We start from the raw sequence: 17,586 nt of genomic DNA on the forward strand, positions 1-17,586 counted from the left end.
AATAAATTTAAATATCACTATGATTCAATACGTTAGTAAATCTCTTAACCAGAGTTCAGGTTAAATAATCAGATTTGAGGTTAAATAGTTTGTTTACTGGCATAAAGTTTTTTAAAATAGGCGCTATAAATGGAACTGAACATGGTTTGACTGAATCATTTTCACACCAGCAAAAATAGTAAATTAGTACGTGATTGTTTTTGTATTCGCAATAGTCTGCACATAAATGCTAGTGTGGCTAGGCTTGTAATTTCTTATAAAGAATGTAATATAAAATCCGCCTCGCTTTATTGGGGTTTTATGGATAATTATTAGGACGACGGAATGTTTTTATTAGACGAATATATCTCCCCTATTTCAGATACTGAGTTTGCAGGCATTGATCCTCGCTCAGATGTTTCTCCTACGTCCACATATTATGCCTTAAAAGATTTAAGAAACCAGTTAAGAGCAGCTGAAAGAAATGCTTTAGTTGATGAGCAAGGTATTGCATCTTTATCTCGTGACTGGTTACCTTTGCTTGAGCAATGCAGTAAAGCAATTAAAACTGAAAGTAAAGACATTGAATATATAGCATGGTTCATAGAGGCGATGTGCCGTATTTACGGGTTTAAAGGTTTAGCATTTGGTTTTAATGTCGCACATAATTTAATTGACAGTCACTTTGAAGCACTTTATCCAACATTGGATGACGATGATGAAATTTCGGATAAAGTATCGGCGTTAGCTGGCTTAAATGGAGCCGCTGGTGAAGGGACTTTGATTATTCCTATCAAGAGCATCTACCTTACAGATAGCGTAAGTATCGACTCTTTTTCTTTTTGGGAATATCAACAAGGTTATGACGTATCGCGCTTAAGTGACGACAAACGAGAAAAAAAGATTACTCAGGGCTCAGTTGACTTTGAACTAATTGAAAAGAGTGCAGCAGAGACAAGTACAGAATTCTTTGTTTCACTTAAACAAGATATAGAAAAAGCGATTGAGCAGTTTTCAATACTCAGTGACGTAATGGATAAAGCAACGGGGCAACCCCAACCAACGTCGAGTATTAAGCAAGCACTTGAAGTCAGCCTTGCGGCTGTGAAACATGTTGCAGCCGATAAGCTTGAAGCGGCTGAGAAAGCGCTTGCTGAAAATAATAAAGAAGAAGAAATTGAATTGAAAGATGATGACGTTGAATCGACAGCAACAGTGGTCGAAAAAGCGAATAATCACGAGATAAATTCAAGAGAGAATGCGATAAAAAAATTGAAAGAGATCGCTCTGTTTTTTAGAAATACAGAGCCTCACTCACCAATGTCGTACACCATAGAACAAGTAATTCGATGGAGCGAATTATCGCTGCCTGAATTATTAAATGAACTAATTACAGATAGCGATGCTAGGACTGGGTACTTTAAGTTGTCTGGCATTAAAATCAGCGAAACTGAAACATAGGTAAAAGGAGTTCTCAATGAGTATCCATGATAAATTAAAACGAGTTCGTAAACCGAGAGTACACATCACTTATGATGTAGAAACGGAAGGCGCAGAGGTAAAGAAAGAATTACCATTTGTTGTTGGTGTAATGGGCGATTTCTCTGGTGATAATACCGATGCTTTAAAACCTCTTAAAGACAGACGATTTATACAAATAGATCGTGACAGTTTTAATGATGTTTTAAAACGTATGAGTCCGTCACTGAGCTGGAAAGTTGCAAATACATTAACGGATGATGGTTCTGAATTTCAAGTCGACCTTAATTTTAAATCAATAGAAGACTTTGAGCCTGCTGCCGTTGTAAATCAAGTAGAACCATTACGTAAGTTAATGGAAACGAGAAACAAACTACGTGATTTAATGACTAAAATTGATCGTTCAGAAGAACTAGAGAATGTATTAGAAGAAGTACTAAGTAATACAGCAAGTTTAGATTCTATCGCGAAGGAATTGAAATTAGAGGAGACTGAAAAATGAGTACTGAACAATTAAGTACAGAACTAGAGTCTACTTCTGAGGCAAGTTCTTCACTTTTAGAACAAGCTATCGGCGCAACTAAACAAACAGATGCAAGCCGCGCTGAAGAGTTACTTAAAACACTGACAGAAGAAGCATTAAAAGGCACTGTTCAGTGGAATAAAAACATGACAGTGACGTTTAATGAAGCTATTCAGTTAATCGATCAAAAAATATCGAAACAGCTTAGCGTTGTTATGCACAGTGAAGAGTTTCAAAAGCTTGAAGGTTCATGGCGTGGTTTACACCACCTTGTAATGAATTCAGAAACGAGTGGTACGCTTAAAATTCGTGTTCTGAATATGAAGAAGAAAGAGCTTCATAAAGATTTAAGTAAAGCGGTTGAATTTGATCAAAGTCAGACCTTTAAGAAAATATACGAGTCTGAATTTGGAACGCCTGGTGGCGAACCGTATGGCACTATTGTAGGTGACTTTGAATTTACTAATCACCCAGAAGATGTTGAAACGCTTAGTTTAATGTCTAATGTTGCCGCAGCTGGTTTCTGCCCTTTTATTGCTGCATCATCACCTTCTCTATTTGGTTTTGATAACTGGGAAGAGCTAACAAAACCTCGTGATTTAGAAAAAGTTTTTGAATCGCTAGAATATACAAAATGGCGTTCATTTAGAGATAGCGATGATTCACGTTTTGTATCATTAACTATGCCTCGCTTCTTATCTCGTCTGCCGTATGGTGCGGCGTCAAAACCTGTAGAAGAGTTTAACTACGAAGAGTTTGAAGTTGAGCCTAAAGCGGGTCGTTCAGTGAGTACTGAAAATAAAGACTACTGCTGGAGTAATGCAGCCTATGCGATGGCGACTAATATGACAAAAGCCTTTGCTCAATACGGCTTTTGTACTGCTATTCGTGGTGCTGAAGGCGGTGGTAAAGTTGAAGGTCTTCCTACGCATATATTCACAAGTGATGATGGTGATCCGGATCTAAAATGTCCTACTGAAATTGGTATTACAGATCGTCGTGAAGCAGAGCTAAGTAAATTAGGTTTCCTACCACTTTGTCATTATAAAAACACAGATTACGCTGTTTTCTTTGGCGGACAAAGCTGTCAAAAACCAAAGATATATTCGACACCAGATGCAACTGCAAATGCTGCTATTTCTGCTCGTCTTCCTTATTTAATGGCAACATCTCGTTTTGCTCATTATCTTAAAGTTATGGCGCGCGATAAAATCGGTAGCTTTATGGAAGCTGAGGATGTTGAGTCTTGGTTAAACCGTTGGATCCTGTCATACGTGAATGCGACAGAGGGGGGTGGTCAAGATATTAGAGCACGTTACCCATTAGCTGATGCAAAAGTATCTGTTAAAGAGATCCCAGGCCAACCAGGCGCTTACAATGCGGTTGCTTGGTTAAAGCCTTGGCTACAAATGGAAGAACTGACTTCTTCTTTACGTCTTGTAGCTAAAATTCCAGAGATTGGTTAATAAACTAATCTCAAGCGTTAAGGATAATGCAGTAGAATGAATCACGAAGAGTTTTCATTTATAAATCAAGACATTGCTTTTCAACAAAAAGCACAGTCTCGAATAAGTGATAATGATGCTTTGCTTGATAGATTTTTGAACGAAAAAAATCTAGATAAAGCATTGTTATTATGGCTTGAAGGCTCTTCTGATTCACCTATTTCATGGAATAAGGAATCTATAGGTCCCTACCTACAACGTATAATTGTGGAATTAGATCAACAAATATCTAATCAACTAAACACGATTATTCACGCGAAAAAGTTTCAAAAATTAGAAGCCAGCTGGCGTAATTTATGGTGGCTGTTACTGCAAAGTGAGCAGTACGACAAAGAAAATAAAGTAAAAGTAAAATTATTAAATTGCGACTGGGTTACATTATCAAAAGATGTAAATAAAGCGATTGATTTTGACCAAAGTTTGTTTTTTCAATTACTTTACCAAAGTGAATTTGATAGTGCTGGAGGAGAGCCTTTTGGCGTTGTTATTGGCGATTATGAAATAACCAATACTTGCTCTGAGGGAACAACTCACAACGATATCGACACCATTAAAGAAATTTCAAGAACTGCGGCCGCTGCATTTGCTCCCTTTATTTGTTCTGCCTCAGCTAATTTGTTTGGTGCAGATAGTTTTTCAGACTTGGGCTATTATTCAGATCTTTTTAATCATTTTGAGCAGCCAGAATACGCAAAATGGCAGAGTTTTAGAAAAATGGAAGAGTCCCGATTTGTTGGATTCACATTACCCCATGTATTAGTAAGGCCCCCTTACAGCAATGATGGAAAACGCCATCAAGATTTTTATTTTAAAGAACAAATAACCAACCCTGAGACAGATATGCTTTGGGGTAACGCCGCTTATCAGTTTGTATCAACAATAATAAGAGCCTATTGCGAAAGTGGTTGGTTTGGTCATATTCGCGGTATAGAGCCAGGGAAGATTTCTAAAGGGTTAGTCACAGGACTTGCTCGAGATAGTTTTGCTAACGATACCTATCAAAAAGAGTCAAAACCGCCTTTAGATTTACTGGTAACCAGTAAATTTGAGAAACAATTTTCTGAACTTGGGTTTATTCCAGCATCGTCTGTAACAAATACTGAGCATATTGTTTTTTATAGTAATGCATCGGTTCAAAAAACAATAAACTACGATTCAAATGCTGCGAATATTAATGCTCGTTTATCATCGATGCTGCAATATATTTTATGTGTTTCTCGATTTGCGCATTATTTAAAACTATTAGCACGTGACAGAGTGGGTTCTTATAGTACAGCACAGGCCTGTGAACGAGATTTACAAGCTTGGATAAATAACTATACCACGGCATCAGATTCCGCTTCTGAGCATATTAGAAGCAAGTACCCATTGAGTAATGCTAGAATAAAAGTCAGTGAAAACAAGGCTAACCCAGGGCACTATTTTTCTGTTTTGCAGTTACAACCACATTTTCAATTAGATCAAATGGTCTCTAGTATAAAATTAATTACAGAGCTCAGTCCTCATCATAAAATAAAGGAATAGTCATGAAAAAAATACATAGCTTAATTCGCGAGGGTAAACTTACTGATGCATTATCTTGGTGCGCAACGCAATTACAAGATGAGCCTTTAAACTTTGATATCAGAAGTATTTATGCTGAGTTACTTTGCATTAATGGCGAGCTTGAAAAAGCGGATAAGCAGTTAGACTTTATGGTTCAGAAAAACCCAGAGTTTGCGGTGGGTGCTGTTAACCTTCGTCACTTAATTAGAGCACAGCAATCAAGAGTTGATTTTTATCAAGGTAAAGGCATCCCTAAGTTATTTCATGAAGCGGATGAGCTTGATACCTTGTTTTTAAAAATGCATATGGCTTTACTCGAAGGCGAGGTTGATGAAGCGGGCAAATTAGCAAAAGAAATGGAATTGCTAAGAATTGAAACGTCTCAAGACAGCGACTCAGTAGTGAGAGATCTTGATGACAGCCTAGCGCCATATCTAGAGGTTTTAGGCACTAATGGTGAGTTTTATTTAGCAAACTTTAATGAAATAGAAGCATTAAAAGTAGAACCAAACGCATCGTTACTTGAAAGTATTTGGTTAAGAGTTGAAATTACTATTAAAAATGATGGTCCATCAGGTACTGCACATTTACCGCTGGTGTATGCAAACGCAGATACAGAACTAGAAAAGCTAGGACAGGTTTCTGATTGGGTCGATCTTAAAGAAGAGTTTACTATTGGTAAAGGGATGAAAATGCTGTTTGTTAACGACGAGGCAATCACCATCCCAAATTTAAAAATAAACGTGTTCGAAAGCGTTTAATCCATTTGAACCATTATGATTGAACATAAGCAACAGCTTCAAGCATCTATTATCGATAGACTTATCGACGATGAACCAGACTTTCAAGATGCGCCTTCTCGTACAGAAGGTATTACCATTAGTGAGCTAAGAAATAATGTACGAAGGGATATAGAAGCGTTGCTTAATGCAAGGATCCAATGGCATACCTGGCCATCGCAATATAATGAGTTAGCAACATCTTGCTTATCATACGGTCTGCCAGACTTTTCAAGTATGTCTGTAAGCTCTCACGAAGGGCGAACATTATTGTGTGAAACCGTTCGGGACACAATTTTAAAATTTGAGCCGCGATTTCTTGAAGTTGAGGTGTTTACAGATGAAGAAGTGCCTGTAAATAGAGTGCTTAACTTACGTATAAATGCGCTTTTGTATGCGGATCCTGAACCTGAATTTATCAGTTTTGACTCTGAGGTTGAGCCCGTTAACTTAGGTATGAAGATTATTGAGGCATCTTTATGAACGATGAATTATTAAAATATTACAATCGTGAATTAGCATTTGTGCGTCACTTAGGTAAAGACTTTGCGGATAAATACCCAAAAGTAGCTGGGCGTTTAAAGCTAAGTGAAGATCACATTGAAGACCCTCACGTATCAAGGTTGATTGAATCATTTGCTTTTTTAACAGCAAATATCAGGCAAAAATTGGATGACAGTTTCCCAGAGTTAACGGATGCTTTATTGGGCCAAATGTTTCCTGATTATCAAGCGCCTATTCCCTCAATGTCGATAGTAAAATTAGAAGCAGAAAATTTATCGACAACCGGTATTATCATTCCAAAAGCGAGTGAAGTAGAAACCAATGTTGAGTCGATGAAACAATGTAAGTTTCAAACTTGCTACGAAACCTACCTTTGGCCTGTAGAAATTACCAATGTGCAGTTTGATAACAGCCCATTTGTTGCACCTAAACCACGTTGGCATGAAAAAGCGAAATCTATATTTAAGCTAGAATTAACCGGTGAGTACGAAGGAGTATCACTTGCTGAAACAGGGCTTGAAAAGCTAAGAATATTTATAAATGGACAATGGCATCATACTCTAAAAGTGTATGAGTTATTGTTTAAGCATTGCATCGGCATTGCATTTGATAATGGTGAAGAAGGAATTAAGTACTTATCCAAGAGTCAGCTAAAAGCCGTTGGGTTTAGTTCAAATGAAGCCGTTGTTCCCTATTCGCAGCGCTCGTCTGCGGGCTATCGTTTATTAGTTGAAAATTTTACTTTTCCAGAGAAATTTAGGTTTTTTGAATTACAGGGGATAAAGTCGTCTCTTCCAAAAAAGTCGAATCAATGTAATGTTTATTTTTACCTAGATACAGAGTCAGCTGAGCTTGAAAAACAAGTCGATAAAAATATGTTTTTGCTTGGTTGCACACCCATCATTAACTTATTTGAGCAAGAGCTGGAACCAATTCGTCCGGAAATAAGTGAGTATGAATACAAATTAACGCCGCGCTATATGGATTCAGAGATCTCAGAAGTAATTGGTCTGACTGAAGTCATTGCTTTTGATCATAAAGGTAACAAGCAAGTTGTGTCTCCTTTTTATGGGCAAACACACCCAAAATATCACGGTCATGCTGATTTATTTTGGCATATACGCAGAGAAACGGCCTCATGGGCAGGTGGTTATGTTGAATCCGGAACTGAAACATTTTTGTCACTAGTCGATGCTACATTTGAAAATACCGCAATGGAGTACGGTGAAGGGAATACCGTTTTAACTGTCCGTGCAAATTGTAGCAACAGAAACTTGCCAGCCAGTATGCCTTTTGGTGATGATGAGCTGGGTTTATTGATGCCTGAGCGTGGTGATGTTATTAAAAAAATTCGCTGCTTAATCCCTTTTACTCACGCTGTTCGGCCTATTTTGGCGGACGCGACGAGGTGGCAGTTAGTAAATCATCTCACCTTGGATACATTTAGTGGTGACGATGCTTGCAGCAAACTCAAAGAGGTATTACGACTTTATGATTTTAGGGCCTCACCACAAACAAAAGGCATGATTGATAATATTTATAGAGTATTAATTACGCCTTCTACAGCACGAGTTGTACAAAGTGGTAGAGTGAGTTTTGCAACAGGCAGTGATATTGAAATCACCTTTGCAAATGATGATTTCTCTGGCAGTGGTATGTTTTTCTTTGCATCTATACTGGACCATTTTTTTGCGCAGTTTTCAGCTATAAATAGCTTTACGCGTGTCAGTCTTCGCTTAAAAGAACAAGAGCAAATATATTATCAATGGCCGGCAAGAGTCGGTGATAGTCCTCTTTTATGATTAAGCATATTATTTCTCAAGCGTCGCAAATCGACTTTTATAAAGCGGTTTTCATTATTGAAAATCAGCTTAAAAAGCAGGGATTAGAGCACCGCCATGTTGGTTACGATAGTAATCCCAAACAAGAGTTGATTAAATTTACATCAACTCAAAAGTTTGGCTATCCTGGTAATGCAATTACTAAATTAGAAGAAACCAGCTACGAAGAGGGTTTACATAAAGTCACGATGCAAGTGTCGTTTATGGGGTTAACGGGTTGCTCAGGTGCTTTACCGCAGTTTTATAGTGAACTGGTTATGCAGCGTTTGAGATACAAAGACACAACGATGCGTGATTTTTATGACATGTTTAACCATCGTCTAATTTCACTGTATTACAGAGCGTGGAAAAAATATAAACCAGCGCTTAATCATATTAATAAAGATAAAAATAAAGACTCGTATACCCAAATTTTAGGGTTATTAAGTGGTGGTTATAATGAGCACCAACTTCATTTTTCGGGTTTATATAGTCGAAAAATTAGAAATGCCTCTGATCTAAAAAACATTTTAACTTCTTATTTAGAGTGTAATGTTCAGATCAAGCAAATGGTTGGCCAGTGGCATAAGTTGCGATTACAAGAACAAACATGCTTAGCCAGCCAAGTACTCTACGAAGGACAACATGCTCGTTTGGGCGTTGATACCGTTATTGGTAAGCAAGTGTGGGATATATCATCAAATATAGAAGTTCATATTTCTTGCGATGATCCACTTAAAGCTAAATTGCTGCTACCTAGCGGTAGTTTGTTTAAATTGACCAATAAAATAATAAAAGATTATGTGGGAAATACAGTTCAGTTTCGTTTAGTAATTGAAGCTAACTTCCAAGATTTAGAGGCAACAAAACTGTCGAATAATGATTATCAACTTGGTGCAAATAGTTTTTTGAGTGCACGTAAAAACAAGTTAACAACACACCCTACTAAGTTATCGTTTAAAGGATAATTAAAATTAAAAGGAACAGCGTATGTCTTCGATGACACTAAATAAGCTAGTTGAGAAATTAAGTCCTGATTGTAGAAAAAGTCTAGAAGCGGCTGTTTCTATTTGTAATAGTCGCAGTCATTTTACTGTTGAGCTAGAGCATTGGTTACTCGCCATGATTGAGCAAAAGCTAGATGACGTTAGACTAATATTTGGATCATTTGATATCGATATTGATAAGGTTCAACAAGACTTGAACCAGTCATTAGAATCGTTAAAAACCGGCAGTGAATCATCGCCGAGTTTATCGGTTCATGTTACAAGTTTATTAAAGCAATCTTGGCTAAGTACCAGTATAGAATTTACCGATAACCAAATTCGTAGTGCTTATGTTATTTATACGCTAACAAAAGACGATACGCTTTCAAGCTTAGTAACACGTTGTAGCAAGCTGTTTAATAAAATTGAACCAGGTCAGCTTTTACATGCGTGGCCAGAAATAGTTGCGCAGTCAGAAGAGCGCAATCAGTCTGTGCAAAGTGCAACAACACAAACTAATTTGAATTCTAAAACCCCGAGTCTTGATCAATTTACCGTTGATTTAACTGCGCAAGCACTTGAAGGTAAAATTGACCCAATTTTAGGACGCGATTTCGAAATTCGTCAAATGGTTGATATTTTAACCAGGCGTCGTCAAAACAACCCAATACTTAACGGTGAAGCTGGTGTTGGTAAAACGGCTGTAGTAGAAGGTCTAGCACTTAGAATTGCACAAAAAGATGTTCCTGCAGTCTTACAAAATGTAAAAATTCACAGTTTAGATTTGGCCTTATTACAAGCAGGTGCAGGGATGAAAGGCGAGTTTGAAAACCGTCTGAAATCTTTAATCAATGAAGTGAAAAATGCAATTAATCCGGTAATTCTTTTTATTGACGAAGCACACACTATGATTGGTAGTGGTGGCGCAGCCGGGCAAAACGATGCAGCTAACTTGTTAAAGCCTGCATTAGCGCGAGGCGAACTGCGCACAATCGCAGCGACTACATGGGCCGAGTACAAAAAGTTCTTCGAAAAAGATGCCGCACTTACACGTCGTTTCCAAGTGGTTAAGGTTGAAGAGCCAACACCAGAAAAAGCGGTGGCTATGCTGCGTGGATTAGTGCCGGTGATGGAGCGTCATCATAAGGTATTTATTTCTGAGCAAGCACTAGAGAGCGCGGTGCATTTGTCTCATCGCTACATAACGGCACGACAATTACCCGATAAAGCGGTTGCATTACTTGATACGGCATGCGCGCGCGTTGCGATGAGCCAAGCATCAACCCCAAGTACAATTGAGCAGCTTGTAAATAGATTAAGTGAAATAGAAACGCAAGTATTGATGCTAAATCGAGAGCAAAAAACGGGTTTAGATCACTCAGAGCAGATAAATACGTTAAAAGCAGAATTGGTTGATATAGAAACTCAGCTTTTACCACTTAATGAGCAATTTAAAGTAGAAAAAGAAATTGTTATTGAGCTTAACGAAGCCCTTCAATCAATTAATGCAGAAGATGATAGCTCAACGAGTGAAATGCTTGATAAGTTAAAAGAAAGTAAGCAAAAGCTTGCCTCATTTGAGCATAATATGGTGCATTGGCAGGTTGACGAAGAGTTAATTGCGCAGGTTATTTCTGACTGGACAGGTATTCCCGTTGGCAAAATGCATGAGGATGAAATTCATGGCATTTTAAATTTAGCGAGCCAAATGAAGCAGCGAGTAGTAGGGCAAGACCATGCACTGGAATTAATAGCAAAGGTTGTGCAAACTTCTCGCGCTCAACTGGCAGATGAAAGCAGACCAAATGGTATTTTCATGCTGGCTGGCCCAAGTGGTGTCGGTAAAACTGAGACTGCGCTATCGCTTGCCCAAGAAGTTTACGGTAGTGAGGAAAATGTCACTATTATCAATATGTCTGAATTTAAAGAAGAGCACAAAGTATCGTTACTGCTGGGATCGCCTCCAGGTTATGTAGGCTATGGCGAAGGCGGTATTTTAACGGAAGCCGTTAGAAGAAAACCTTACAGTGTTGTATTGCTAGATGAAATGGAAAAAGCGCATCCAGGTGTTCAAGATATTTTTTATCAAGTATTTGATAAAGGAACAATTAAAGATGGTGAAGGCAGAGATATCGACTTCAAAAACACCATTATTATAATGACCTCAAATGTGGGCACCGATACCACAATGAGTTTGTTTGAGGATGAAGAAAGTAAGCCGAGCATTAAAGGGCTACTTAAAGCATTGCAAGATGATTTATTGGGCTCATTTAAACCAGCATTTTTAGGTAGAATTAACGTCATACCTTATATTCCACTAAGTGACGATATCCTTACCAAGATTGCAGGACTGCAAATAGATAAAATAATTAAGCGTGTTAAAAAGCATTATGATGCTGAGCTTACTTATACTGACGACGTAATTGAGTATATTATTGCTAATTGTCAAAATGCAGGTTCAGGTGCACGAAATATTCACACGATTTTACAGAATAAAGTATTACCTTTATTATCAGAGGTTTTACTCTCGAATATGGTAGATGGCAACCAAGTTACCGCTATTTCGCTGCTAATCAACGAAAATGAATTTGAACTGGCGCTGAATTAAGACTTAATTCAATTTAATTTAAAATAACTAGTAATTAAGGTTGTTTCTTTAATTCTAGGGCATTATAATTTTAGCCGTCTTAGGTAACTACATGGAATTTTTGAGACATTGTCTTCATCTAGGGAAAGGAATTCTGAAGACCTTTTCGTTGCTGTAGTAAAGATAATGATTTCAAGGAATTTTGGGAAACCAAAGTAAAGAATCCAGTATTAATGGATAACATTGTTTAATTAAAAGGAGCATTATCAAATGCAAGCAAATACATATTTAAAATACGGTTCAATCAAAGGCGAAACTACTGCTGAGTCTTTCAAAGATTTAATTACAGTTTTATCATTAGATTGGAACGTAAGCCGTGAAATTAGCTCAGCCACTGGTACAGCGATGGATCGTGAATCTAGCTCTACTCGTTTAGGCGACGTAACAATTACTAAACTTCAAGATAAAGCATCTCCGGATCTTTTCAAAGAAGCGACTATTGGTAAAGGTTTACCAGCTATTTTCCATATCACTAAACAAGGTGATAAAGTAGAAGAAATCATGAAAATCGAACTAACAGATGCGATGATTTCTAGCTACTCGGTATCAGTACAAAACGATCGTCCAATTGAAACTATCACTATCAGCTACACAGAAATGATGATGACAGTGACACCTACAGACGACCAAAATAACATTACTGCGCCACTAGTATATGGTTACAGCGGTGTTAAAGGTCAACAAATGTAATATTTGTTGTCTAATAATGGCTCTGGGCTTTGCTCAGAGCTTTTTTTGATCTTTAGGATGGGAAAAGCAAGGAATGCAAAAAGCAACACAAGACAAAAACGTAATTCAAATTAGCACCCCTGCTGGTAAAGATGCCCTTTACTTAACTCGTTTTGTTGCCCAAGAAGCAATGTCAGATTTATTTGTAATGTCTGCTAATATGTACACCATTGGCAAGCAAATAACGCATGAAGACTTAGTGGGTAAGCCTGTCTCAATAAAGGTTAAAAATGCAGATGGGGGCGCAGAGCGTTATTACCACGGTATAGTTAGTCATCTTGTTTCTAATGGTAGTCGCACCGCCGACGTTGACGAACAAAAAAACTACATAGATTATCAAGCAACTATAGTCCCTTTTGCTGCGTCAATGCGTAATCGTAAAAATAGTCGCATATTCCAAAAGAAAACAATTAAAGACATTTTTGCCGATTTATTTGGTCAGCATAATGTCGCTTTTTCAGACAAAACTAGCAAAACCTATCCTAAGTACGAATACTGTGTTCAATACCAAGAATCTGATTTTGATTTTATTCAGCGTTTGCTTCAGCATGAAGGTATTTTTTACTTTTTTGAACACTCAAGCAGCAATCATACACTTGTTTTAGCTGATGATATTACAGCTTACGAATTATGCGATGAGGCTAAAGTTGTTTACTCAACCGGTCACCTTAGCGAATCACATGTATCGCGCTGGCAAGGTGGTTTAAGCATTGCGCCGGGCAGCTTTAAACGTATAGGTTACGACTTTAAACAACCCTCAAGATACCCAGACGGAGAGCAATCTAATCCTGAGTTGCCAACACAATCGGTATCAGAAATATTTGAATATACAGGTGAATCTGAGTGTCACCCGCGTGCTGCTAGCATAGCGTCAGTTCAGTTAGAATCACTGCAAAGAGATATGAAACTATCGAGTGGACGAAGTGATTGTCGCTCATTCACGGTGGGTAAATTATTTGGCTTTAAAAAGCACGAAGACCCTCGATTAGAAGGTAAAACCTTTGTAATTACGTCAATGATGACGTCGATTACGGTGCCTAATCAATCAGGTGGTCAGCAAAGCGCGGCAGACGAGGTTTATTCAAACCATTTTGAGTGCGTACCTAAAGAAATACCCTACAGAGCACAAATTAATAAGAAAAAGCCTGTAATTAATGGGGTACAAACAGCAATAGTCACCGGTGATAGTGCTGACGAAATAATGATTGACCAGTTTGGTCGCGTTAAAGTGCAGTTTGACTGGGATCGTGAAGGTAAAAAAGACTCAAAAAGCTCGTGTTGGATCAGAGTTTCACAAAATTGGGCCGGAAAAAAATGGGGTGCTTTCTTTTTCCCACGTGTTGGGCAAGAGGTGCTTGTTGACTTTATTAATGGCGATCCAGATCAGCCTATTATCAGCGGTGCAATATACAACGCTGATTTAATGCCTCCGTATGCATTACCCGCTGAAAAAACACAAAGCGGGATTAAAACGCGTTCTACAAAAGAGGGCGGCGCAGATAACTTTAACGAATTGCGATTTGAAGACAAAAAAGGCAGTGAGCTTGTTTATATTCAAGCCGAAAAAGATAAGCAACTGTATGTTAAAAACGATCAAAATGAAAAAATAGATAACGATCGAAAAGTCGAAATAGGTAATGACGATAGTTTAAACGTTACGGCAAATCGTCTCTCTGATATAAAGAAAAACGACACGCTAAAAGTGGGTAAAACATTAAATATAGAAGCGGGCGATGAGATTGTTATTAAAACTGGCTCAGCACAAATAAAAATGAGCAGTAGCGGTAACATCACTATCGAAGGCACTAATATAGATATTAAAGGCAGCAATATAAAAGTTGATGGTAGTGCAATCACTTTATCTGCTGGCTTAATTAAATTAAATTAATGCAATTATGGAAATAATAAATAGTTTTCAAGCAGGACTTCGAAACGGCATTAATAATAATGGGCATGTTGTATATTGTCGTTATGGCTTGCCCCATTTAGTGTGTTTACCGATTAATAGGCCGGATGACCCTTTGTTAAGCCCTGCTATCAGTCATTTAAAAGCGATGAATGGTTACTTTGCTCAGCAGTTTTTTATTTATTTGCATAACACACTCAATAGCGAAGATGTTGTATCTGGTTTGTATCAGTATGCAATGCAAAGCCCTGTGGCGCTGTCGGATTATACAAAAGGCGAGCTAATTGAAGAGCTATCTCTTTTAGTTACTCAAAATAAGTTATTAATTATTCCTTTATACGAATAAACGTTAAACCGTAATAAGACAAGGAGTCTCAATGGGTAAGCCCGCTGCTACAATAGGACACATGCACGTTTGTCCTAAATTTATAGGTAATGTTCCTCATGTTGGCGGCCCTATTGTTTTAGGTTCTGCTAATGTCTTAATTGGCGGTATACCTGCGGCGCGTAAAGGCGACATGATGGTATGCGTTGGTCCACCGGATAGCATTAAAAGTGGCTCTGGCACGGTTAAAATTAACGGTAAACCTGCAGCTCGACTGGGCGATGATAGCTCACATGGCGGCAAAATAGTTGTTGGCAATCCGACTGTATTAATTGGTGGGTAACCTTGCTGTCTAACTACTTAAGTAATCACCCAGCTCAATTACTTGCTATTAGTAATGCGCAGCTGTGTCCGTTTACGTCGGTAGGGCATGTAAAAATGCTGAAAAAAAGAGTGTTAGAATTATGCTGGCTAAACGCCAAATGCAATAACTTATCCCGGGCATTTACAGCGCCAAAGTTGGATTTACTTATTTCGCTTATAGAAAGTGACGAAAATCCAGCCATTGTTTCCCAAGCATGTATTGAAATAATGGCAAATTTGCCTCAAAACATAAACATAACGTTTATAAATAATGTCCTAAATGAGCCCAAATTAACGGTGCTCGCAAAACTTATTATAAGTAAAGTATTGTTGCAACAGCATAGTTTTAATCTTATTCGGTTACTTGACGTTACTACGTTGTTTTTTGCTTACACGGCTCAAAGCGAGCATTCAGAACAAGCACTTATTGCAATAAATCAGGCTATATTAGTCACTGAAGAGTCGAGTAATGAAAGCATGCTCACTATCTTCGATGAACTTTGTAAAAATGATCTGATTAACTCACCGTTAATGTCACTTTTTTTATTATTACTAAGCGCCGACCAAGTCAATAAAATAGGTAATCACGCAAGTAACACGCTTTGTATTGATGATACCTTACAGGTGTTATTACAAAGCGGTTTTGTAAAGCTTGTGCCTCTTGCTAATGCGTCATTGCTGCAATTAGAGCAACCAAAAAAAATAATAGCGCTAATTAAACGTACATTAGGCGAGACACTAGATTTGCTTGTTAATTTTGAAACACAAGTTCAAGCATATAATGATGATGAGCATGCCCTGATAGATTTTCAGCAACAGTTAAAGCTAAATTGGCCAAAATACGAAACTCAGCTCTCAACACAACGATTAATAGCGGGTAAAGTGCTTGATGAGCCATTAAATGCGATACAAATGTCGGCAATGGACAGCTACAGCCAAGCTTTATTTAATTTATACACCTACTACCGACATGTAGCGGCAGAAAAAGTAAGCTCTGGAGTGCAAAAATGAGCGCTTTCAGCATTGAAATTAATGATTTTTTGGTTATTGCTGAAACAAGCATTGATGAGCTTGTGTATGGTGAGATCACGGTTGCCTCAGCGAAGTCCGTTTGGCAATCGTGGGATATATGTATATACGACTGTATAGTCAAGTCTAAAGCGTTAATGGCTAATGTAGAGGATTTAAATAGACCACTGGTGTGGCTTTTACCTGCGTTGTCATATCAAAATGAGCTTAAGCAAGTTTTTGAAAGTAGTTTGAAGCAGCTGTATCCAGATCATGTTGAGCACTTATTGTTTTATGGTGCAACGGGTGCGCATGCATTGGTTGCATTAGCTAAAAAAAATCACTGGGATAAAGTAAACGTTATTGCACTTGATGCAACCTTTAAAGCAAATGCTCAAGGTGAATACAGTTACCAAGGCGTTGGTGGTGCACTTGCCACGTTTGAGCATGTAAAATCGGGCTGGTCACAATCCAGTTTTGAGTTGGCACCGACTGTCGATTTTTTAAAGCATAATCAATTAAATGGTATGTTTTCGCGAATAGTAGAGCAAACTCAGCAGCCAATAGACATCATTTTTGCGCCAGGAAATGGCATTAATCCCGACGGCGACGTGTGGGTAAATAATTTACAATTGCTCAGTACTTTAATTAATGAGCATACACATTATGAGCTGCCTAATTATAAACTAGGCCAAATTGGTGCCCTTGAGGGATTAGTTAATTTGTACCAATTAACAACAAGCCCCGTGATTATTAATCATTACGAACATGCCTTAATGATTTCGCAAGAGCAAGCAAAACACCAAGCAACAGCATCATACTTATGGATAAGTGAGGAAGTACACAACTAATGCAAAATAATACAGTTGTTTTACAAGGAACGAGTTACCCTATTTGCCTAGCTGCTGGTAAAGGTAGTACGCCGTCTGGTTATGCCCCTGCCGTGGCAAATACTCCTGAAAGCGCAAGCAAGCAAATTGGCCAAGTTGGCAGTACATTAACAAGCGATGCTACTAAGCGCCTCGATGTCATTAATTTACTCAATAGTGCGGGGGTGGGGTGCTCTCGCAGTGCAACTGCACGCGAAACAGCAAGTGCACTCACCCAAGCCCTTATTTCAGGCGCTGTGACGTGTTACCACCAAAAAGCCAAGTCGGCTATTCAGGTAAGCGATAACACAAACAGCGGCTCAGCGGGTAAAAAATCAACGAAAAAGAGCGCGTCTCCTGCATCTGGTAAAAGCGCCGCACAAGCGCCTAAATCTAACTCAGGCAGTGCCAGTAATGCGACCGCAAGTGAGACTCCTATTACTGAGCAAGCATGCCGCTCAGACCCGGTTTCAATGCTATCGGGTGAAGAGATACTGCCTTTAATCGATTTTACTTTGGCAGGCAGCCGCCAATTAATATGGCGACGTTTGTACCGTTCATCCCATGCCGATGTGTGCAGTGTGATGGGCAATGGTTGGCGACACGACTTTATGGTGCG

Annotated in this window: 16 protein-coding genes; all 16 read left to right on the top strand. The window is 38.4% G+C overall.

What is annotated here, in order from left to right; all coding sequences use genetic code 11:
* The first annotated feature begins 324 nt into the window (after positions 1 to 324).
* Positions 325 to 1,440: a type VI secretion system protein TssA gene (gene tssA / locus CWB66_RS12610; RefSeq protein WP_138585658.1), complete on the top strand. Its 1,116-nt coding sequence runs from the start codon at positions 325 to 327 to the stop codon at positions 1,438 to 1,440.
* Between the two features lie 16 nt (positions 1,441 to 1,456).
* Positions 1,457 to 1,960 (top strand): type VI secretion system contractile sheath small subunit, encoded by a 504-nt coding sequence (gene tssB, locus CWB66_RS12615; protein ID WP_077535550.1) that lies wholly within the window; start codon positions 1,457 to 1,459, stop codon positions 1,958 to 1,960.
* Complete coding sequence (gene tssC, locus CWB66_RS12620; RefSeq protein ID WP_138585659.1) at positions 1,957 to 3,447, top strand: type VI secretion system contractile sheath large subunit; 1,491 nt, start codon at positions 1,957 to 1,959, stop codon at positions 3,445 to 3,447. Before tssB ends, tssC (CWB66_RS12620) begins: the two co-directional genes overlap by 4 nt.
* 36 nt (positions 3,448 to 3,483) lie before the next feature.
* Entirely contained in the window at positions 3,484 to 5,010 is a 1,527-nt protein-coding gene (tssC, locus tag CWB66_RS12625; protein WP_138585660.1) for a type VI secretion system contractile sheath large subunit, read from the top strand.
* Positions 5,011 to 5,012: 2 nt separating this feature from the next.
* A complete protein-coding gene (locus tag CWB66_RS12630; protein WP_138585661.1) occupies positions 5,013 to 5,792 on the top strand; it encodes a type VI secretion system accessory protein TagJ in 780 nt (259 codons plus the stop codon).
* 15 nt (positions 5,793 to 5,807) lie between these two features.
* Entirely contained in the window at positions 5,808 to 6,293 is a 486-nt protein-coding gene (gene tssE / locus CWB66_RS12635; protein WP_077535554.1) for a type VI secretion system baseplate subunit TssE, read from the top strand.
* Positions 6,290 to 8,116 (top strand): type VI secretion system baseplate subunit TssF, encoded by a 1,827-nt coding sequence (gene tssF, locus CWB66_RS12640; protein WP_077535555.1) that lies wholly within the window; start codon positions 6,290 to 6,292, stop codon positions 8,114 to 8,116. The genes tssE and tssF overlap by 4 nt, the downstream gene beginning before the upstream one ends.
* Positions 8,113 to 9,102 (top strand): type VI secretion system baseplate subunit TssG, encoded by a 990-nt coding sequence (gene tssG / locus CWB66_RS12645; protein ID WP_077535556.1) that lies wholly within the window; start codon positions 8,113 to 8,115, stop codon positions 9,100 to 9,102. Before tssF ends, tssG begins: the two co-directional genes overlap by 4 nt.
* Before the next feature lie 22 nt (positions 9,103 to 9,124).
* Positions 9,125 to 11,728 carry a type VI secretion system ATPase TssH gene (tssH, locus tag CWB66_RS12650; RefSeq protein ID WP_138585662.1) on the top strand — a complete coding sequence of 868 codons (2,604 nt, stop codon included), beginning with the start codon at positions 9,125 to 9,127 and terminating at the stop codon, positions 11,726 to 11,728.
* Between the two features lie 249 nt (positions 11,729 to 11,977).
* On the top strand, positions 11,978 to 12,457 hold the full coding sequence (locus tag CWB66_RS12655) for an Hcp family type VI secretion system effector (protein ID WP_077535558.1): 480 nt from the start codon (positions 11,978 to 11,980) through the stop codon (positions 12,455 to 12,457).
* Between the two features lie 73 nt (positions 12,458 to 12,530).
* The gene (gene tssI / locus CWB66_RS12660) at positions 12,531 to 14,384 is read left to right on the top strand and encodes a type VI secretion system tip protein TssI/VgrG (RefSeq protein WP_138585663.1); all 1,854 of its coding nucleotides are present in this window, start codon (positions 12,531 to 12,533) and stop codon (positions 14,382 to 14,384) included.
* A gap of 7 nt (positions 14,385 to 14,391) precedes the next feature.
* Positions 14,392 to 14,748 (top strand): hypothetical protein, encoded by a 357-nt coding sequence (locus tag CWB66_RS12665; protein WP_077535560.1) that lies wholly within the window; start codon positions 14,392 to 14,394, stop codon positions 14,746 to 14,748.
* 31 nt (positions 14,749 to 14,779) lie between these two features.
* Positions 14,780 to 15,070: a PAAR domain-containing protein gene (locus tag CWB66_RS12670; RefSeq protein ID WP_077535561.1), complete on the top strand. Its 291-nt coding sequence runs from the start codon at positions 14,780 to 14,782 to the stop codon at positions 15,068 to 15,070.
* A gap of 2 nt (positions 15,071 to 15,072) precedes the next feature.
* Positions 15,073 to 16,101 (top strand): hypothetical protein, encoded by a 1,029-nt coding sequence (locus CWB66_RS12675; protein ID WP_138585664.1) that lies wholly within the window; start codon positions 15,073 to 15,075, stop codon positions 16,099 to 16,101.
* Positions 16,098 to 16,949 carry a hypothetical protein gene (locus CWB66_RS12680; RefSeq protein ID WP_138585665.1) on the top strand — a complete coding sequence of 284 codons (852 nt, stop codon included), beginning with the start codon at positions 16,098 to 16,100 and terminating at the stop codon, positions 16,947 to 16,949. Before CWB66_RS12675 ends, CWB66_RS12680 begins: the two co-directional genes overlap by 4 nt.
* On the top strand, positions 16,949 to 17,586 hold a 638-nt coding region (locus CWB66_RS12685), incomplete at its 3' end, for a DUF6531 domain-containing protein (RefSeq protein WP_252371750.1). The genes CWB66_RS12680 and CWB66_RS12685, both read left to right, overlap by 1 nt.

The sequence above is a fragment of the Pseudoalteromonas sp. S558 genome (genome assembly GCF_005886635.1).
Taxonomy (GTDB): Bacteria; Pseudomonadota; Gammaproteobacteria; order Enterobacterales; family Alteromonadaceae; genus Pseudoalteromonas; species Pseudoalteromonas aliena.